14 protein-coding genes are annotated in these 17,999 nt (G+C 56.5%); 8 read left to right on the top strand and 6 right to left on the bottom strand.

The window, feature by feature from the left end; genetic code table 11:
- Nucleotides 1–2 precede the first annotated feature (2 nt).
- Nucleotides 3–1,016, top strand: a complete 1,014-nt coding sequence (trpS, locus tag SYNCC9902_RS04730) for a tryptophan--tRNA ligase (protein ID WP_011359740.1) — start codon at nucleotides 3–5, stop codon at nucleotides 1,014–1,016.
- A gap of 234 nt (nucleotides 1,017–1,250) precedes the next feature.
- A complete protein-coding gene (locus SYNCC9902_RS04725) occupies nucleotides 1,251–1,919 on the top strand; it encodes a glycoside hydrolase family 24 protein (protein WP_011359739.1) in 669 nt (222 codons plus the stop codon).
- Here the strand turns inward: SYNCC9902_RS04725 and SYNCC9902_RS04720 are convergent.
- Nucleotides 1,904–2,236, bottom strand: a complete 333-nt coding sequence (locus SYNCC9902_RS04720) for a DUF2605 family protein (protein ID WP_011359738.1) — start codon at nucleotides 2,234–2,236, stop codon at nucleotides 1,904–1,906. The genes SYNCC9902_RS04725 and SYNCC9902_RS04720 overlap by 16 nt on opposite strands.
- A 28-nt stretch (nucleotides 2,237–2,264) precedes the next feature.
- Between SYNCC9902_RS04720 and thrS the strand changes: the two genes are divergently transcribed.
- The 6 genes from thrS to SYNCC9902_RS04690 all read left to right on the top strand — a co-directional run bounded on the left by thrS (nucleotide 2,265) and on the right by SYNCC9902_RS04690 (nucleotide 10,267).
- Entirely contained in the window at nucleotides 2,265–4,100 is a 1,836-nt protein-coding gene (gene thrS / locus SYNCC9902_RS04715; RefSeq protein ID WP_011359737.1) for a threonine--tRNA ligase, read from the top strand.
- Complete coding sequence (locus SYNCC9902_RS04710; protein WP_011359736.1) at nucleotides 4,097–4,492, top strand: DUF1824 family protein; 396 nt, start codon at nucleotides 4,097–4,099, stop codon at nucleotides 4,490–4,492. The genes thrS and SYNCC9902_RS04710 overlap by 4 nt, the downstream gene beginning before the upstream one ends.
- A 77-nt stretch (nucleotides 4,493–4,569) precedes the next feature.
- Nucleotides 4,570–5,604, top strand: coding sequence for a glucokinase (glk, locus tag SYNCC9902_RS04705; RefSeq protein WP_041424920.1), 1,035 nt, complete (start codon nucleotides 4,570–4,572; stop codon nucleotides 5,602–5,604).
- A gap of 14 nt (nucleotides 5,605–5,618) precedes the next feature.
- Nucleotides 5,619–6,566, top strand: coding sequence for a homoserine kinase (gene thrB, locus SYNCC9902_RS04700; RefSeq protein ID WP_011359734.1), 948 nt, complete (start codon nucleotides 5,619–5,621; stop codon nucleotides 6,564–6,566).
- Between the two features lie 57 nt (nucleotides 6,567–6,623).
- Nucleotides 6,624–8,159, top strand: coding sequence for an NAD(P)H-quinone oxidoreductase subunit 4 (locus tag SYNCC9902_RS04695; protein WP_041424918.1), 1,536 nt, complete (start codon nucleotides 6,624–6,626; stop codon nucleotides 8,157–8,159).
- Nucleotides 8,160–8,164: 5 nt separating this feature from the next.
- Entirely contained in the window at nucleotides 8,165–10,267 is a 2,103-nt protein-coding gene (locus SYNCC9902_RS04690; RefSeq protein ID WP_011359732.1) for a M3 family metallopeptidase, read from the top strand.
- A 13-nt stretch (nucleotides 10,268–10,280) separates the two neighbouring features.
- Here SYNCC9902_RS04690 and SYNCC9902_RS04685 read toward each other — a convergent pair whose 3' ends face one another.
- From SYNCC9902_RS04685 to SYNCC9902_RS04665, 5 genes are all read right to left on the bottom strand, one after another.
- On the bottom strand, nucleotides 10,281–10,868 hold the full coding sequence (locus SYNCC9902_RS04685; RefSeq protein WP_011359731.1) for an esterase/lipase family protein: 588 nt from the start codon (nucleotides 10,866–10,868) through the stop codon (nucleotides 10,281–10,283).
- On the bottom strand, nucleotides 10,865–11,239 hold the full coding sequence (folB, locus tag SYNCC9902_RS04680; protein ID WP_011359730.1) for a dihydroneopterin aldolase: 375 nt from the start codon (nucleotides 11,237–11,239) through the stop codon (nucleotides 10,865–10,867). Before folB ends, SYNCC9902_RS04685 begins: the two co-directional genes overlap by 4 nt.
- Nucleotides 11,239–12,552 carry a glutamate-5-semialdehyde dehydrogenase gene (locus SYNCC9902_RS04675; RefSeq protein ID WP_198001753.1) on the bottom strand — a complete coding sequence of 438 codons (1,314 nt, stop codon included), beginning with the start codon at nucleotides 12,550–12,552 and terminating at the stop codon, nucleotides 11,239–11,241. Before SYNCC9902_RS04675 ends, folB begins: the two co-directional genes overlap by 1 nt.
- A 76-nt stretch (nucleotides 12,553–12,628) precedes the next feature.
- The gene (locus tag SYNCC9902_RS04670) at nucleotides 12,629–13,522 is read right to left on the bottom strand and encodes an ROK family protein (RefSeq protein ID WP_011359728.1); all 894 of its coding nucleotides are present in this window, start codon (nucleotides 13,520–13,522) and stop codon (nucleotides 12,629–12,631) included.
- A 2-nt stretch (nucleotides 13,523–13,524) separates the two neighbouring features.
- Nucleotides 13,525–17,952, bottom strand: coding sequence for a translocation/assembly module TamB domain-containing protein (locus SYNCC9902_RS04665; protein WP_011359727.1), 4,428 nt, complete (start codon nucleotides 17,950–17,952; stop codon nucleotides 13,525–13,527).
- Between the last annotated feature and the right edge of the window lie 47 nt (nucleotides 17,953–17,999).

Raw genomic sequence — 17,999 nt, 5'->3', positions numbered from 1 at the left:
TGATGCCGCGGCCAAGGGTCCTCTCCGGTGTTCAACCGACGGGAGCGCTGCATCTCGGTAATTGGCTTGGGGCCATCCGCAACTGGGTTGAGCTGCAAGAAACCCACGACACGTATGTCTGCGTCGTGGACTTGCACGCGATCACGGTTCCCCATGATCCAAGCCAACTTGCCGCGGACACCCGCTCGACCGCCGCTCTGTATCTGGCGTGCGGAATGGATCCAAAACGCTGTTCAATTTTTATCCAAAGTCAGGTTGCAGCCCACAGTGAGCTTTGTTGGCTCCTGAACTGCGTTACACCGCTGAATTGGCTGGAACGGATGATCCAGTTCAAAGAGAAGTCGGTGAAGCAGGGCGACAACGTGTCTGTTGGCCTGCTGGATTACCCCGTACTGATGGCGGCAGACATCCTTCTATATGACGCCGATTTGGTGCCGGTGGGAGAAGACCAAAAGCAACACCTCGAATTAGCTCGAGATATTGCCCAGCAGCGCATCAATGCACGGTTCGGCTCCAAAGAAAATCCCGTTCTGAATGTTCCTAAGCCGCTCATTCTTAAAGAAGGAGCCCGGGTGATGAGCCTGACCGATGGCCGAAGCAAGATGAGCAAAAGCGACCCGAATGAAGGCAGTCGCATCACGTTGTTAGACCCTCCCGAGCTGATCACCAAAAAGATCAAGAGAGCAAAGACAGACCCCGAGCGAGGCCTTGAATTCGGCAACCCCGACCGTCCTGAAACCGATAATCTCCTCGGCCTCTACGCGATCCTGAGTGGACAAGGGCGCGACTCCGTTGCGGCTCAGTGCGCTGACATGGGCTGGGGACAATTCAAACCCCTACTAGCAGAAGCCGCTGTTGCTGCATTGGAGCCGATTCAAGGCCGCTACAAGGAACTAATCGATCACCCCGAAGAGTTGGATCTTGTTCTCGAGCAAGGTCGCCAAAAGGCTGAAGCCGTGGCCAACGCAACGCTGAATCGCGTCAGACAAGCCCTAGGGTTTGCCAGCAGGACTTAATTGGTTGCCACTTGATTGATTAACGGGGCTAATCAATCGGATCGATCTCGAGCACTACCGACAACTATCAACATCAGCAGCAGACAAATCCAGTGAGGCCAGAGAGTCTCGCGAGACTCTTAACGTTTCTTTGTCTGCCTACACATATTGCAGGCAGAAAGTCAACCCCACATCGACCGAACGCTCTACAGAACGCAACATCCCTTCAAGGTGGACAAACTTTGAACGCTCTGCGTGTTTCAGCTGTTTCCAACTGTTGCAGTCCAATCCACTCGCACTTTCGTGGCATCCACCCTCTTCAGTGGTTTGCTGCTCTGCGCCAGTGGCTCCTCTTTTTCAGTCCAAACTGCAACGACGGAAACATCCAACGCTTCTACCCATGGCCTCACGCGGGCCTCATTGGTTGCTGGATTTGAACAGGGCCCTTACGAACTCACTCCTGAACGCCGAGCACTGCTGAACACGATCCGTTACGCCGAAGGCACCTGGAAAGACGGACAAGACCACGGATACACCGTTATGTACGGCGGTGGAATGTTTGATGACCTCTCACGCCATCCAGAGCGGGTTGTGGTGAAGAGCTATTCCAGCGCCGCTGCCGGTGCCTACCAATTTTTGCCTGGCACCTGGAAAGGCGTTGCCCGAGAACTGAAACTCGCAAGTTTCGAACCTCAACATCAAGACCAAGCAGCGCTACATCTCGCCAAACGTCGTGGAGCGCTCAAGGAGATTGATCAACGGGGTCTTACAAAGGCCGCCATGGCAAAACTGGCGCCTGAATGGGCCTCTTTCCCCACCTACACGGGCCGGTCGGCTTACGGACAACCCGCGAAGAGCCACCAAGAACTCGCAAGCTTTTACAGCAAAAACTTGAGCAACTTGAAACGTCAGGTCAACGTCTGATCGCGTCGATAAACAGCAATTTTGGCCGCCAATCCCCAGACCTCCGTCACCAGTCCATGCCAAGGGCTCATGGCGTCCATCGAAATGGCCATCGGCTGAGATGAGGCCTTCACTAAAGATCGAGTGGCCACAATCGCCTTCTGGCCCTCCGTAAGACGTGCCGCTAAACGATCCCTCTCCGTTTTCCCCATCACGTCATCTGGGCAGCAGCGCAGGAGTTCATCACCGCGCTGAAACCAGTGGTCGAAATCAGCCAACAGTGATTCCAGGAGTTGGTCGAGAAGGACGCCCGCCTCGGATTGATTCGACGGATCCATGCAAGAAACTTGTAGCCACGCCCATAGGATGGCGGGCCTTGTTCCGGTTCCGGTGAGCAGCGCTGCAGCAACCACATCCGCCCCACTCGCGCCCGTGGTTCTGCCGAAGACCAGCGAGAGCGAGCAGCTTCTCAAAATTCGTCACTCCATGAGCCATGTGATGGCGATGGCAGTGCAGAAGCTCTTTCCCAATGCTCAGGTCACCATTGGTCCTTGGACGGAGACTGGCTTCTATTACGACTTCGATAACCCCGAACCCTTTACGGAAGACGATCTGAAGGCCATCAAGAAGGAGATGGGCAAAATCATCGGCCGCAAGCTGCCCCTCGAGCGGATCGAGGTGAGCAGAGATGAGGCAGAGACACGGATCAAAGCCCAAAACGAGCCTTACAAACTCGAAATTTTGGAGCGGCTCCAAGAGCCGATCACCCTCTACACACTTGGGGATCAATGGTGGGATCTTTGTGCGGGCCCCCATGTTGAAAACACCAAAGAACTTCACCCCAAGGCGTTCGAACTCGAAAGTGTCGCCGGTGCTTACTGGCGTGGCGATGAAACAAAAGCGCAGCTTCAGCGCATCTACGGCACAGCCTGGGAGACGCCCGAACAACTTGCAGAACACAAGCGCCGCAAAGTAGAAGCGCTTCGCCGTGATCATCGGCGGCTCGGCAAAGACCTCGAGTTGTTCTCCATCGAAGACGAAGCTGGAGCAGGGCTGGTGTTCTGGCATCCAAGGGGTGCACGCATGCGCCTACTCATCGAAGATTTTTGGCGGCAGGCCCATTTCGAGGGCGGCTATGAATTGCTGTACACACCACATGTGGCAGACATCAGCCTCTGGAAAACATCAGGCCACCTCGACTTTTATGCCGAAAGCATGTTCGGGCCGATGCAGGTGGATGAACGGGAATATCAGCTGAAGCCGATGAACTGTCCGTTTCATGTGCTCACCTATGCCAGCAAATTAAGGAGCTACCGCGAACTGCCGATTCGTTGGGCTGAGTTGGGGACGGTCTACCGCTACGAACGTCCTGGGGTGATGCATGGCCTGATGCGGGTTCGAGGGTTTACGCAAGACGATGCCCACGTGTTTTGTTTGCCCGATCAAATCAGCGATGAGATTCTGCGAATCCTTGATCTCACCGAACGCATCCTCTCCACTTTTGATTTCAATCACTACGAAATCAACTTGTCCACCCGACCAGAAAAATCAATTGGTAGCGAAGCCGTTTGGGAACTAGCCACGAAGGGGCTCACCGAAGCACTCGAGCGCAAAGGTTGGAACTTCAAAATTGATGAAGGTGGCGGTGCTTTTTATGGCCCCAAGATTGATTTAAAAATCGAGGATGCCATCGGCCGCATGTGGCAGTGCTCCACCATCCAATTGGACTTCAACCTGCCCGAGCGTTTCGGCTTGGATTACGTGGCCGCTGATGGCTCAAAACAGCAGCCGATCATGATTCACAGGGCGATCTTTGGATCGCTGGAACGGTTTTTCGGAATCATGACCGAAAACTATGCCGGTGATTTTCCCTTCTGGCTTGCCCCCGAGCAGATCCGACTTTTACCCGTCACCGATGACGTTCAGCCCTATGCCGAGCAGGTTCTCAACCAGCTCAAAACAGCTGGAATCCGCGCCACAATCGATCAAAGCGGAGATCGCCTTGGCAAGATTATCCGCACAGGGGAACAGATGAAGATTCCCGTTTTGGCAGTGATCGGTGCCAAAGAAGCCGAACAAAACGCCATCAGCCTGCGCAGCCGCCGTGATGGAGATCTTGGCGTCACGTCCGTGGATGCATTACTCAAAGCCGCACAGCGCGCTAACGCGGAACGTCAACCAGGCCTCGGACTCAACCCATGAGCTCCCTAAGCATCCAGTGCCTCAATGATTTGAGTCGACTGCGGGAGGCGCCAACCCTCGACCAAAGCACTACTGATCAACTTCGCAAGGAGCTTCAGCTGGCACTAGCCCAATCAAGTTGGTTCACGATTGGCGTGATGGCGCCCTCCGCCGATCAGGCGTTATCAAGTCTTCGATCCCTGGAGGCGAGTCAACGGTGGACATCACTCGAGGTTGTTGAGACCACATCCGATGAAGGGCCTGTCTTTCTGAAGGCGAATCAACGTGGCGGCACTGTTCGGGTGAGGATCGAACAGGGTCTGGGTTCAGGGATTTTGATCAGTGGGCATGGGGACGATGACGCTCAGCCAGCCACAACATGGGGGCCATTACCCCTGGATTTCTTCAGCTAATTGCTTCGCGCAAAGCGATTGGTTGCCTCCCTTGAGAGATGTATTCAGGCTGGAGTGAATTCCTCCAGACCTCTTGCATGGCCTTCTCAACACTGTTGGCCGGTGATATGGGAGGAACCAAAACTCTCCTGGCCCTTTACGGAATCCAGGACGGTCGGCTCACGCAGCTTTACCAGCAGCGATTTATGTCCAGCGAATGGACGTCGCTGGAACCGATGCTGAAATTCTTTTTAAACAAGCGACCTAGCGACATCGAAGCGCCTGAACACGGATGTATTGCTGTCGCCGGACCGGTGAACAACGGCAGTGCTCGCATTACAAACCTTCCTTGGCAATTAAACGAAGACCAACTGGCCGTTGCAGCATCGATACGCCAACTCGAACTCGTTAACGATTTCGGCGTCTTGATTTATGGACTAGCGCACTTCGACGAAACCCAGCAAGTTGTCCTCCAAATCGGGGAAGCACAGGCAGGTCCGGTTGCCATTCTTGGCGCTGGAACGGGCTTAGGCATGGCTCGGGGAATCCGGACTGAAGGTGGAGTGGTCGCCCTTTCAAGTGAAGGGGGGCATCGAGAATTCGCCCCACGAACCGAAGAGGAATGGCAATTGGCCTGCTGGTTGAAACACGATCTAGCCATTGATCGTTTGTCGGTGGAACGCATCGTTAGCGGAACTGGACTAGGACATATCGCGACGTGGTTGCTCCAGAAGCCCGACACCCAACAACACCCCCTGCAACCAGTCGCCCAGGAATGGAGAACCAATAAGTCCTGTGATTTGCCGGCCAAAGTGGGCATGGCAGCAGAACAAGGTGACCCATTAATGCAACGGGCCCAAACGATTTGGTTGTCTGCCTATGGGTCAGCGGCGGGGGACCTTGCACTCCAGGAACTCTGCACAGGAGGGCTTTGGATCGGTGGAGGAACGGCGACCAAACAAATCGCAGGATTGCAGTCAGCAACCTTCCTCGAGGCCATGCGTCAAAAGGGTCGCTTTAAAGAGTTCTTGGCAGGTTTAAGGGTCACCGCGGTCATCGACCCTGAAGCAGGTCTCTTCAGTGCAGCGTGTCGGGCAAGAATCTTGGCTGAGTCAAGTGGGACACTGTCCTGAGTGGAGGATCAGCGATGGCGCAGCCGCGCATCGGCCAGAGAGTAATTGTGGACGTGCCAGCAACGACCGCAAACCTGGGTCCGGGCTTCGACTGCCTTGGCGCTGCCCTTGATCTGAACAACCGCTTTGCCATGCGGAGAATTGAAGGTGGCGGCGAACGATTTGAGCTCATCATTGAAGGAAGTGAAGGCAGTCATCTCCGCGGCGGGCCCGAAAACTTGGTGTATCGAGCCGCTCAGAGGGTTTGGAAAGCGGCGGGCCTAGAACCAGTTGCCCTCGAAGCTCGCGTCCGGCTCGCCGTACCGCCAGCTCGAGGATTAGGGAGTAGTGCGACGGCAATCGTTGCGGGACTCATGGGTGCCAATGCTCTGGTGGGAGAACCCCTCAGCAAGGAAAAACTTCTAGAACTGGCAATCGATATCGAAGGGCATCCCGACAATGTGGTGCCGTCCCTGCTGGGAGGGCTTTGCATGACAGCAAAAGCAGCCTCCCAACGCTGGCGTGTCGTGCGGTGCGAATGGACCAGCACCGTGAAGGCTGTGGTGGCAATCCCCTCCATCCGCTTAAGCACGAGCGAAGCAAGACGCGCGATGCCGAAAGCCATCCCCGTGAGTGATGCGGTGGTGAATCTCGGCGCCCTCACCCTTTTGCTGCAGGGACTCCGCACTGGCAATGGGGATCTGATATCCGATGGCATGCACGATCGCCTCCACGAGCCCTACCGATGGCGCTTAATCAAGGGTGGAGATCAGGTGAAACAAGCCGCCATGGATGCTGGAGCTTGGGGATGTGCGATCAGCGGAGCCGGTCCGAGCGTCTTAGCCCTCTGCGCCGAAGACAAGGGGATGGCAGTCAGTCGAGCGATGGTGAGAGCCTGGGAAGCGGCAGGCGTCGCCAGTCGGGCACCGGTGCTGAACGTGCAGACCACGGGCAGCCACTGGCAACCAGCAGATGATGAGTAGAACTACCCAGAAAACAATCCCGCCCCTGTTAGATTTGTTAAAGATTGCGGACACGGCATGGGTGATGGGATAGCTGCAATGGCCGAAACGGGAACAGCTTTTCCATGGCTGTCTTTGATTGTGCTGTTGCCAGCTGCGTCAGCTCTTCTCCTGCCCTTGCTACCCGCGGAAGACGACAAACCTTCCCCATGGCCTCGGAATGTCGCTTTTGGCGTTCTGCTTGCTGACCTACTCCTAATGATGGGAGTCCTGGCCACTCAATTTGACCCGACTCAGTCCGGCCTTCAACTGGTTGAACGGGTTAGCTGGGTGCCATCAATCGGGCTCGAATGGTCCCTTGGTGTGGATGGTCTCTCTGCGCCGTTGGTTGTCCTGAGTGGCCTTGTCACGCTGCTTTCGGTGTGGGCGAGCTGGACGATTGAGCGCAAATCACGGCTGTATTTCGCCTTACTCCTTGTTCAAGCCTCAGCCCAAGGCCTTGTTTTTCTCTCCCAAGACTTCCTTCTATTTTTCTTGGCTTGGGAACTGGAACTGGTGCCCGTTTATCTATTAATTGCGATCTGGGGAGGTCAGAACCGTCAATACGCTGCGACCAAATTCATCCTTTACACCGCCGTTGCTTCCCTACTGATCCTGATCAGTGGCCTCGCACTGGCGCTTTCTGGAGATGTGTTCACCCTGAATCTGAGTGAACTGATTTCGCGTTCTGCCGGTGGCAGTTTTGGGTTGCTTTGTTATCTCGGGTTCTTGGTGGGATTCGGCGTGAAGTTGCCGATGTTCCCTCTTCATACCTGGCTTCCGGATGCCCACGGAGAAGCCAATGCTCCCGTATCGATGCTCTTGGCTGGTGTACTCCTGAAAATGGGGGGGTATGCACTTCTGCGTTTCAACGTTCAAATGCTGCCCGAAGCGCACCAAACCCTTGCGCCAGCCCTGGTGATTTTGGGGATCGTGAACATCGTTTACGGCGCACTCAACGCTTTTGCCCAAGACAACGTGAAACGGCGCATTGCCTGCAGCTCCGTTAGCCACATGGGCTTTGTTTTGGTGGGAATTGGCGCCGTTGATGCGCTTGGCATCAGTGGAGCGATGCTTCAAATGGTGAGTCATGGGCTTATTGCAGCCGCCATGTTCTTCGTCACTGGGGTGTTCTACGAACGCACCAAAACCCTCTCCATTCCAAACATGGGAGGCCTGGCCAAAGCCCTCCCCATCACCTTTGCTTTTTTCCTGGCTAGCTCCTTGGCATCCCTTGCCCTTCCAGGCATGAGCGGATTCATCAGCGAAATCACCGTCTTCCTAGGAATTACGAGCCAAGAAGCATTCACCTCCACCTTCCGCTCGATCACAGTCCTCCTCGCTGCGATTGGCTTGGTCCTCACACCGATGTACCTGCTCTCCATGTGCCGTCGCATCTTCTTTGGCCCACGAATTCCAGCTCTCGCGAGTGTTGAAGACATGCGTCCCCGGGAATTGGTGATCGGATTGAGCCTGCTTGTGCCCACCCTCGTGATTGGTATTTGGCCCCGAATCGCTATGGACCTCTACGAAGCATCAACCGATGCCATCGCCCTACCCCTCCTCATTGGCTGATTGATATGGCACACACCTCCTCACCCCTTCTCCAAGGACAAGGTCTCCCCGAATTCGGCGCCATCACCTCTGACCAGGTAAAGCAAGACATTCCGGTAATTCTGAGGCAAGTGGATGAAGCCTTCACGGCCTATGAGAGTCGCCTTGAAGCCATCCTCAACAGCCAAACCGCCTTGGATTGGGCCACCGTGATGGGGCCCTTGCAGGAGTTTGGTGAGCGTCTTCGTTGGAGCTGGGGTGTGGTTTCTCATCTGAATGGAGTTTGCAACTCTTCCGAACTCCGCACCGCCCATGCGGAACAACAACCCGAGGTGGTGCGGCTTGGGAATCGCCTTGGACAAAGCCAGGTGCTGCATTCGGCCCTGACCCGTCTCCAAGAGTCACCCGTCGTTGCACTAACCCCCACCCAATCACGAATTCTTCGCTCTGAATTGCTGTCGATGCAACACCGTGGGGTTGGACTCTGCGGCGATGACAAAGCCAAATTCAACGAAGCCAGTGAACGACTGGCAGCGCTCTCCACACAATTTGGGAATCATGTGTTGGATGCCACCCAGCAATGGACACTGAAGTTGACCTCAAGAGAGGAGGTCGCCGGGCTTCCTCAACGGGCCCTTGAGGCCCTTGCATCCGCGGCAAAAGAAGCAGGCGACAGCGCTGCTACGGCCGAGGCAGGCCCCTGGTTACTTGGCCTCGACATGCCCCGATACCTTCCGTTTCTGACCCATGCCAACAACCGATCGGTGCGCGAAACGGCGTATCGGGCGCATGTGGGGCGTGCCAGCAGTGGCGAGCACGACAACCGCGCACTGATCGAGGAAATCCTCTCCCTAAGAGGGCAACAAGCCACTCGATTGGGCTATGCCCATTGGGCAGACGTGAGTCTTGCCAGCAAAATGGCGAAGGATGTTGATGCCGTAGAGGGGTTGCTTGAGGAATTGCGGGTTGCTGCTTTTCCTGCTGCCGAACGAGAGCTCGACGATCTCAAGGCCTTAGCGCAACGCCACGGTGCGGCCGAAGCAGAAGAACTTGCCCCTTGGGATCTCCCGTACTGGAGCGAAAAATTACGCCAAGAGCGTTTTGATTTGGATCAAGAGGCGCTTCGTCCCTGGTTCCCATTGCCGCAGGTTCTTGATGGCCTCTTTGGCCTCTGCAACCGCCTGTTTGATGTGGTGATCGAAGCCGCCGATGGGGAAGCTCCGATCTGGCATGAAGACGTTCGTTACTTCCGCGTTCAACGGCAAGACGGCACCCCACTCGCCTCGTTTTATCTCGATCCCTACAGCCGACCAGCCAGCAAACGCGGTGGGGCCTGGATGGATGAATGCCTTGGACGGAGAACGAACCCCGACGGCAGCCGAGTGCTCCCGGTTGCCTACCTGATTTGCAATCAAACCCCTCCAGTTGGAGACACTCCGAGCTTGATGAGCTTCGAGGAAGTGGAAACGCTCTTCCATGAATTTGGCCATGGTTTGCAGCACATGCTCACCACGGTTGATGAACCTGAAGCAGCTGGCATCAGCAATGTGGAATGGGATGCCGTTGAGCTCCCAAGCCAGTTCATGGAGAATTGGTGCCTTGATCGCGCCACCTTGATGGGTATGGCACGCCATTGGCAAACCAACGAACCGTTACCGGAGGAAGAATTCCAAAAACTGCGCAGAAGCCGCACATTTAACGCTGGGCTGGCAACCCTTCGCCAAGTGCATTTCGCCCTGAGCGATCTTCGCCTTCACAGCCGCTGGACTCCGGAACTTGGCATCACTCCTGATGCGTTACGCAGGGACGTTGCAACCACCACAACGGTGATGGAACCCATCCCGGAAGATCAATTTCTCTGCGCCTTTGGCCACATTTTTGCCGGTGGATACTCCGCTGGGTATTACTCCTACAAATGGGCTGAGGTCTTAAGCGCCGATGCATTCGCGGCCTTTGAGGATGCTGGCCTCGACGATGAACAGAAGGTTCAGTCCACTGGAGCTCTCTTCCGAGACACTGTTCTCAGCCTGGGTGGAAGCCGCTCACCGTCCGAGGTGTTCGAAGCCTTCCGCGGGCGCCCTGCAAGCACCGATGCATTAATCCGACATTCCGGCCTGGTGAACGCCTAAAAGCAACCGTTCATCAGGGCTGTTTCAGCGCTTTGCTAATGATTTTCAAGGCATTCGGATGCGACATCAATTGATGGTGCATCCACACAGGGATGTCTTGAATCGATCCTTGCGGAAGAACAGCCTTCCATCCGGGACACACCATCAAATCCCACCGGCAAAAAAAACTGTGACACTCCACAGGCGACAACTGATTTGAACGGCGATGCAAATGATGCAGGAGTTGACTCCCAATTTTCATATCAGCGGCGCCTGCTAATAGAGCTCGCGGAATGGCTTGGGCGGTCATCGTGCCTTGATGGGGACTTCCCACACTGAAAAATCGGCGGGTTCGAGCCGCTCCTCCGAAGTCCTGCAGCCAGATCCGGCCGATGATTCCGCCCATCGAAAAGCCCAAGAGATCCACGTTGGTGACGGCACCAAATCGATGGCGGATCTGCTCGTCCAAACGCTGCGCTAACTCACGCAGGGGCACATCACCAAGACCGTGGGGCAGATGGGGCGCCAGCAAGTCTCGTTGCGGTTGATCCAGGGCCTGAATCAATCGATGAAACACCCTCGGCCGGTCCCAAAGACCATGCACCAAAACGAGGGGAATCATGGCGCTGGTGGTATCCCACCAGCGCGGGAGCGTTCAACGGCTACGAGGCCATGAAATCCAGGCACTGGCGCCGAACACTTTGTGAGGCGCAACCCAATCGGGACGGGGCCATAGAGCTCCTGCAACCGATCGAGCACCTGTTCACTGAAATGCTCAATCGTGAGACAACAAATCTCCCGCGCCAGCCTTTGCAAGGCCTGAATTGCCAAGCTGTAATCCAAGCTTGTGCTCAAATCATCTGCCACTGCCGCTGCACTGAGATCCAGTTGAAATTGGATGTCCAAGCGAAACCACTGGCCATCTCGACGTTCCTGCTCAAGCACACCCACATGCGCCCACAGTTCTAAATCACGGATTTGGATGGCATCCATCAGAGCGGCAGATCCTGATGGGTAAACGACCGACGTCCAGCCGCATAATCAGCCGCAATGTGACCATTCCCTCGGAGTCGGTAGCGATAGGTCACCAAACCCTCGAGCCCCACAGGGCCCCGCGGCGGCAATGTTTGCGTGCTGATCCCAACTTCAGCTCCAAACCCATAGCGAAAACCATCGGCAAAACGGCTGGAACAGTTGTGATATACCCCAGCACTATCCACTGCAGCCAAGAATCGGTCAGCCGTGGCGAGGTCCTCTGTGAGGATGACTTCGGTATGGCGAGAGCCGTAGCGGCGAATGTGTTCAGTCGCACAGGCCAGGTCGTCGACCACCCGCACCGACAGGGTGAGGTCGAGATACTCCGTTGACCAGTCCTCCTCCTGTGCTGACTCATTCACCCCCAAGGATTGGCTCTCCGCATCTCCCCGGAGCGTGACCCCTGCAGCCTGAAATGCGGGGACAGCTGCCGCCAGAAAAGCAGTGGCGATGCTGCGATGCACCAACAGCGTTTCGATGGCATTGCACGCCGCTGGATATTGGGTTTTGCTGTCCACTGCCACGCGGGTGGCCTTCATCACATCAGCAGCAGCATCGACATACAAATGACAAACCCCATCGGCATGACCCAGCACGGGAATGCGGGTGTTGTCTTGAATGAAGCGCACCAGCTCATTGCTTCCCCGAGGAATAATTAGGTCCACAAGCCCATCGAGACGCAACAGTCCCAAACTTTCCTCTCGAGTCGTGAGCAGAGCGAGGGCGTCGGGCGAAACATCGCTCTCTTCTCGAGCTAAGCCTGCTCTAAGCGCATCCATCACCGCCTCGTTCGTGCAACGGGCCTCACTCCCCCCTTTCAGCAGAGCACCGTTACCAGAGCGGATGGCCAAAGATGCAATTTGAACCACCGCATCGGGCCGTGCTTCAAAGATCACACCCACAACGCCAAGGGGCACCGTGATGCGCTCTAACACCAAATCAGTATCGAGCTCCCGGTGGAGTTGGCGAAGGCCGAGGGGATCAGGCAGCGATGCGACTTTGCGGACGCCATCAATCGCTGCCTGCAGTTTGGTGGCATCCAGCTTCAAACGAGCCATCAGAGCTGAAGCGAGCCCTTCTGCTTCTGAGCGCTCCAAATCCTGGACATTGGCGGCCACGATCAATGACGATCGCTCCTGCAAAGCATCGGCCATCGCATGAAGGGCGCGAGATCTCTGCCCGTTGTTGGTTTGGCCAAGCTCGACAGCGGCCAATCGCACAGCTCCCGCCCGAGCAAGCAATTCAGCTGAAGGCTCTGGAACGGTGTTCATCGCCGCGTTCATGCGTCACGTTCCCCATCATCGTCTGCGGAGATTGAGCGCGATTGAGTCATCTCACGTACTGAGTTCAGCCACCAAGACGCTGCAACGCCAAACGAGCAGCGCCAAGACGCCCAGCACCATTGCCAAGAGCACAGGGCTCAATGGATAGCCCTTCCCGTGACACGGCCTGAACACGGGCCTCCACCTCATGACGAACGGCAGGAAGGAAGTGAGTTGCCGCAGCTGCCAAACCACCGCCGAGAAGCACGCGCTGAGGGGTGAACACATAAACCAACGACGCGATCCCAATGCCAAGGGTGGTTCCGTACTGCTGCCAGATGGCCTTTGCTTCAAGATCACCCGCGTCAGCTCTCGTGCTCAACACCTCGGGATCGACATCACAAAGACGTCGCAACGCGGCAATGCTGGCGAACTGCTCCAAGGATCCCCGATTGCCACTGTTGCAAGGCGGGCCATCCGGCTGAACACCTATCAAACCGGGCTCAGCCGCAGCACCGTTATGGCCCGTGAATAACGCACCACCCAAAAGCACGCCTCCCCCAACGCCCGTACCAAGGGTGAGCAACACCACATCCTCGAACCCTTTAGCGGCCCCCAGCCAGGCTTCTCCAACCACGGCACAGTTTCCGTCATTCGCGAGGGTGACTTGACGTTGCAAGCGAGGTTCCAACCAATCCGCTAGGGGGACGTCGTCCCAGCCAGAAAGGTTGATGCAAACGCGCGCGACCCGTGCCTTCGCGTCCATTGGACCCGGCAAACCAACACCGACAAGAGCGGCGAGATGATCTGGATCCAGCTGTTCGATCGCTTCGCACAAGGCCATCGTTACCGCCCCAGGCACTGGGGGTTGGGGCGTCGGAATCTGCAGTTCTGCCAGGACGTCTCCAGCGCGATTGAAACGCGCCAACTTGATCGCCGTACCACCCAGATCGATACCGATCACCTGATCAGAAGACATCGTTAGAACCGGAAGAACACCTGGAATTGGCTTTGCCAGGTGCCATTGGTATCCATCGAACCCGTCACATTCGTATTTGGGGTGAGTTGGTAGCTCACCGTTGCCTGAGGAGGGACATCGGAGTTGTTCGGTGCCGCGATCACAGACAGGTCAACACGGTCGCTGACATCCAAACCAATTTCAGTCACCACGGTGAAAGTGGGTGGGACTCGGCCAGAGGTGCGTTCCTCTTCTGATTTCACATCAGGGGTGACATAGGTGGGGAAAAGAGCGATTTGCATGCGTTGCCCAAAGGCATCGGTGAGCGTTCCAATCACTGGCGACAGCAAAGACTGCCCCACAACCGTGGCCAAGGCCGCGCCCCCTCCTCCTGCCAAACCGGTTAAGGAGTTGCCACCGATTAAACCCAAGAGCTCAGCTTCACCCATGGGGGGAGCACTACGCAGCTGGAGATCTCCCAACAAGCGATCGGCCCGCCCAGTTGCCTCCACGGTGATGCGAACGAGATTCAATTGCCCACCACCGATTGATAGTGCTCCAAGTCCATTGGTCTCAAACACATTGGAGGTGGTAGCTCGGTCGGACTCACCGATGCTGACGCCATCCGATACACGCGCTTTCATCGCGACATCGACGTAGGGAACGAGACCCAGTGAGGGGGTAAAAACCGCCACATTCAACGCCTTTGAATCCAAAATGAACGTCGTTGTGAACAGGCTGACGCGACCTGATTCCAGTCGAATCAAGCCACGCGCTTGCAGTGACGGATCCAACGGTCCATTGAGTACGAGTTGTCCACCGCCACGAAAGCTGATGAAGGGGGGCATCTTCACCTCTAAGTTCGGACCCAAGGCCAGCCTGAGATTTTCAAGGCGCACGGCGGACAGGTTTGGCATCAAGTTCTTCAGCCGCTCTTGCGAGGCAGGCAACGGTGTACCAGGACCCATCAACACCAAGGGATCCTTGAAATCCCACTTTTCCTCCACAAGATTGATCATGGACACGTCGGAGGGTGTGTCGTCCGACGCACCGAACTGATTAGCCGGCAAGAGGCCTGGTCTCAAGCTCCCTTGTCGGGATTTAGCCAACACCCCCGATCGCGGCGTGATCAATCCATCCGACAAGGTGAGCTCACCGCCAATCGATGGCCGTGCCAAGGCCCCTTTGACAATCAGGGTTCCATCGACCTGATAGCGCGCAATTTCCTGACGGATCTTGGCCGTCGTAAGCGCAAAGGTGAGTGGACTTTCCACCACTTTCTCTTCCAATAAGCCAATGGATCCAGCTCCGCTCAGGGTGCCGTCGGAACCCACACGAGCCTCGAGCCGCTGAAGTTCAACACGATCAAAATCAAAGAGCATCGAGGCATTAATTCGGCTCACGCTCTGCTGTCCCAGCGTGATGTTGCCGTCCGACACCACCACGAAGCCATTGGCCACAGGCTGGGTCAGCGAACCCCGCAAAATCAGACGTAGATCTGTACTGCCTGCCTGAATTTTGATGCTGCCTCCCGATAAAGCCGCCAGGTGGTTCAAGGCATCTCCGTGGCTTTCCACCTGAAGATTGAGCTCAGACGAAGGATCAAACGGGACAGCGCCATAGATCGCCACCACTTCATCGCTCTCACCACACTTCAGGGCCAAATCCAGCCGAAGGGCTTGGTCTTTGACGACCAGCGAATCACGCTCAAAACGAAGCGGCTGATCGCCAAGGGTCGCTGACTCCAAGGTGAGGGAAGAACGAATCAGCGGCGATTCACCCCTGAGGTCATAACTCCCCTTGGCCCCCAAGGCCCCCTTCATCATTGGTGGGACAGGGGCAATCAGCGCCAGCAAGGAAAAGGGCAGATGCAAGAAGCTGAAATTCCCCACCCCCCCAAAGAGAGGACCCTTCACGGTTGCTACAACCGGTTCCAGCTGCAGAGCTTGGGCTTGATCGTCACCATCTGTCCAGAGATGTGCTTTGGCTTGAACATCAGCCACAAGCTCCTTCAAGTGCGGACCTTTCAAGGTGGCAACTGCATCGAGCCGTCCTTCAAGACGTTCCAACTGCGGCCCTTGATCCGGGTGAGCTGAGGCGTAAACCCTCAACGCCTGACGTGCCTTGATGAGGGCCTTCAATTGGCCGTCTAACGAACCACCGAACGTATTAATCACCAAAGTTCCTAGATCATCAGCACGACCCAAAGGCACTCCATCAACACGGTCTGGAGCGCGCAGTTGACGGGATAAACCCAGAAGCCAATTCACGTCGAGTCCATTGGCATCCACCCGACTGTTCAACGCCCCATTCACCACCCCCTTGGCATTGATCGTGAGCGATCCAAGAAGAGGCGAGAGGACGGCATCTGCTTCAAACCGGCTGTTCTGAAGCCCCCCCTCCAATACGGCTTTTTGCATTGCAAGAGCCCCGATGCGTGGTGCCTCGACCGTGAGCCTGCCGTTCAAGCTCAACGGCGCGAAAGCCAGTTGACCAGAACCGTTGAGCTCACCCCCAACGGACTCAAAGCGTTGTTGGGTTGGGATCGCAACCTGGATTCCATCGAGCGTTAATCCGGCAGCGTCCCAGCGGTATCCCCGCTGATCACCCTTCAGGCGGAGAAAGCCCACACCGCGCTTGAGCCGGAGGGAAGAGGGCCAGCCATTGGCAGCAAAATCGGCAGTGAGTGCTCCATCAGCAAAGGAACTCGCCGAGGCCATCTCCAATTGGGCTCCTTCACCAACACCCCCCTCAAGACGTCCACTCCAGAGTTCCGATAAAGCAATCGAACTCATCCGCGGTTGATCGAGGCTGATGGCGAGGTTCGGCTGCAAAGCCTCCAGCGGTCCGGCCAAACGACCGCGCACGGACAAGGTGCCCCCCAGCGGCGTCCCAACCAAAGCGGAGAGACGTTGAAGATCGAAGGATTGGAGCTCAATCCCGGCCTGCAAGTCACCGGTCTGAAGCGTTCCGTCAGACCAGGCAAGAGGCAGGGCCGCGGAGGCACGCATCAAGGGACTGCTGAACTGATCAAGGCCCAGCACCGAACGCGCCTTAGACCATTGAGCTTTCAACGACCAACGGTCCAGTAACGGATTCTTGGCTTGGGCAAGGTTGAGTTGCAGCGCGGGGGAGCTGACAGACCCGTTGATCGCAAGCTCTCCTTCAACCGGAGCCGCCGACCCCAACGCGGCCTGGAGGGAAGGAACCTGTTTCCAAAACGCAGGGAGCATCAAAAACTCAGTGCTTCGAAGCTCCGTGCGTTGCCCCAACTCGCCGGCGACAGCCAAACGCAACCCTGGTGCCTGAAACCCCAGATTTCGAATCACCAATCGACGCTGCTCGGATGGATCAAGAACGGCCCTGCCATCCCCTTGAAGAGAAACCGGGCCCTGCAACGTTGATGTGGCGTTGGGTACGAATCGACCCCCCACACGCCAGGTGGGAGCCGCCCATGGCCCCGCGATCTGAACGTTCAGAGCATCATCATTGGATCGGCGACGCACGGCCAACTTGAACTGCAGCCGCCTTTGGAATTCAACAAACCCTGATGCCGTGGCTGTTAAATCGCCACTCCACATCTGCACAGGTGTGAGTTGAACGCGATTCTGTCGACAGTCCAAACGAATCCGACCCGAGCGAAGCTCGGTGGGGAGGACCGCCGTCTGAACCCGAAAAGCATTGAGATGCATCTCCCCTTGGCATCCCAGCTTGTTCCCAGACCAACGCAACCGCAGATCTCCATCCAGCTGCCCACCAACAGCAACATCTGCCGCCAAAGGCAGGAAGGCCGCAAGCCTGTTGAGTTGGATTGACTTGGCACGACTGCGAACGTTGAACTGGGGCCGATCCCAACGACCGCTTCCGTCCAAACGCAACGTCCCCGCTTGTCCAAGCCAACTCAAGCTGGATGACGTCTGAAAACTGGAGTCATCGAGTCGAATCGCTCCGCGACTTTGAAGCGCTAGTTGTTCACCACCGGACTGGAAGGTGAAGCGCGCCGGCTCATCAAAGGAATAACGAAGCTCAACATTGGGGGGTGGATCGTTGCTTTTCGAGCCGCCAAAGGTCCAATAGCGCCCAGCCTCGTTGCGTTGAAGCTGTGCCTCTAATCCACGAAATCGCAAAGCAACAACGGGTTTCCAGCGTCGCAAGCTGGCCAGGGGATCCAACCTCACCGTGAAGCCAGCCAAGCGAATCTGCGAGCGATCAAGCTTGGAGGCGGAGATACGGCTGGAACCGAAAGCCAGTCCCCATGGACGAAGACCTTGGTACTCACCAATTCGGATCGGATGGCCGATGGGGCCAGCGAGGGAGCGCTCCAGGGTTGGCCGCCATCGATCAACTTCTGCTGCAGCCCATCGATCCATGGCATGCAGCGCCACGACCCCTGAACCGATTAGGAGGAATCCACCAGCTATCGGTAGGACGTTTCGCCGCGTTATCCGCATCAAACGCGACGAGTGGCACCAAAGCAGGCGCAATATAAGGAGACTGT

Source organism: Synechococcus sp. CC9902 (assembly GCF_000012505.1).
In the GTDB taxonomy this organism is placed as follows: Bacteria; Cyanobacteriota; Cyanobacteriia; order PCC-6307; family Cyanobiaceae; genus Parasynechococcus.
The sequence above is the reverse complement of the archived record's forward strand: the minus strand, read 5'-3'. Positions and strand labels throughout refer to the sequence as shown.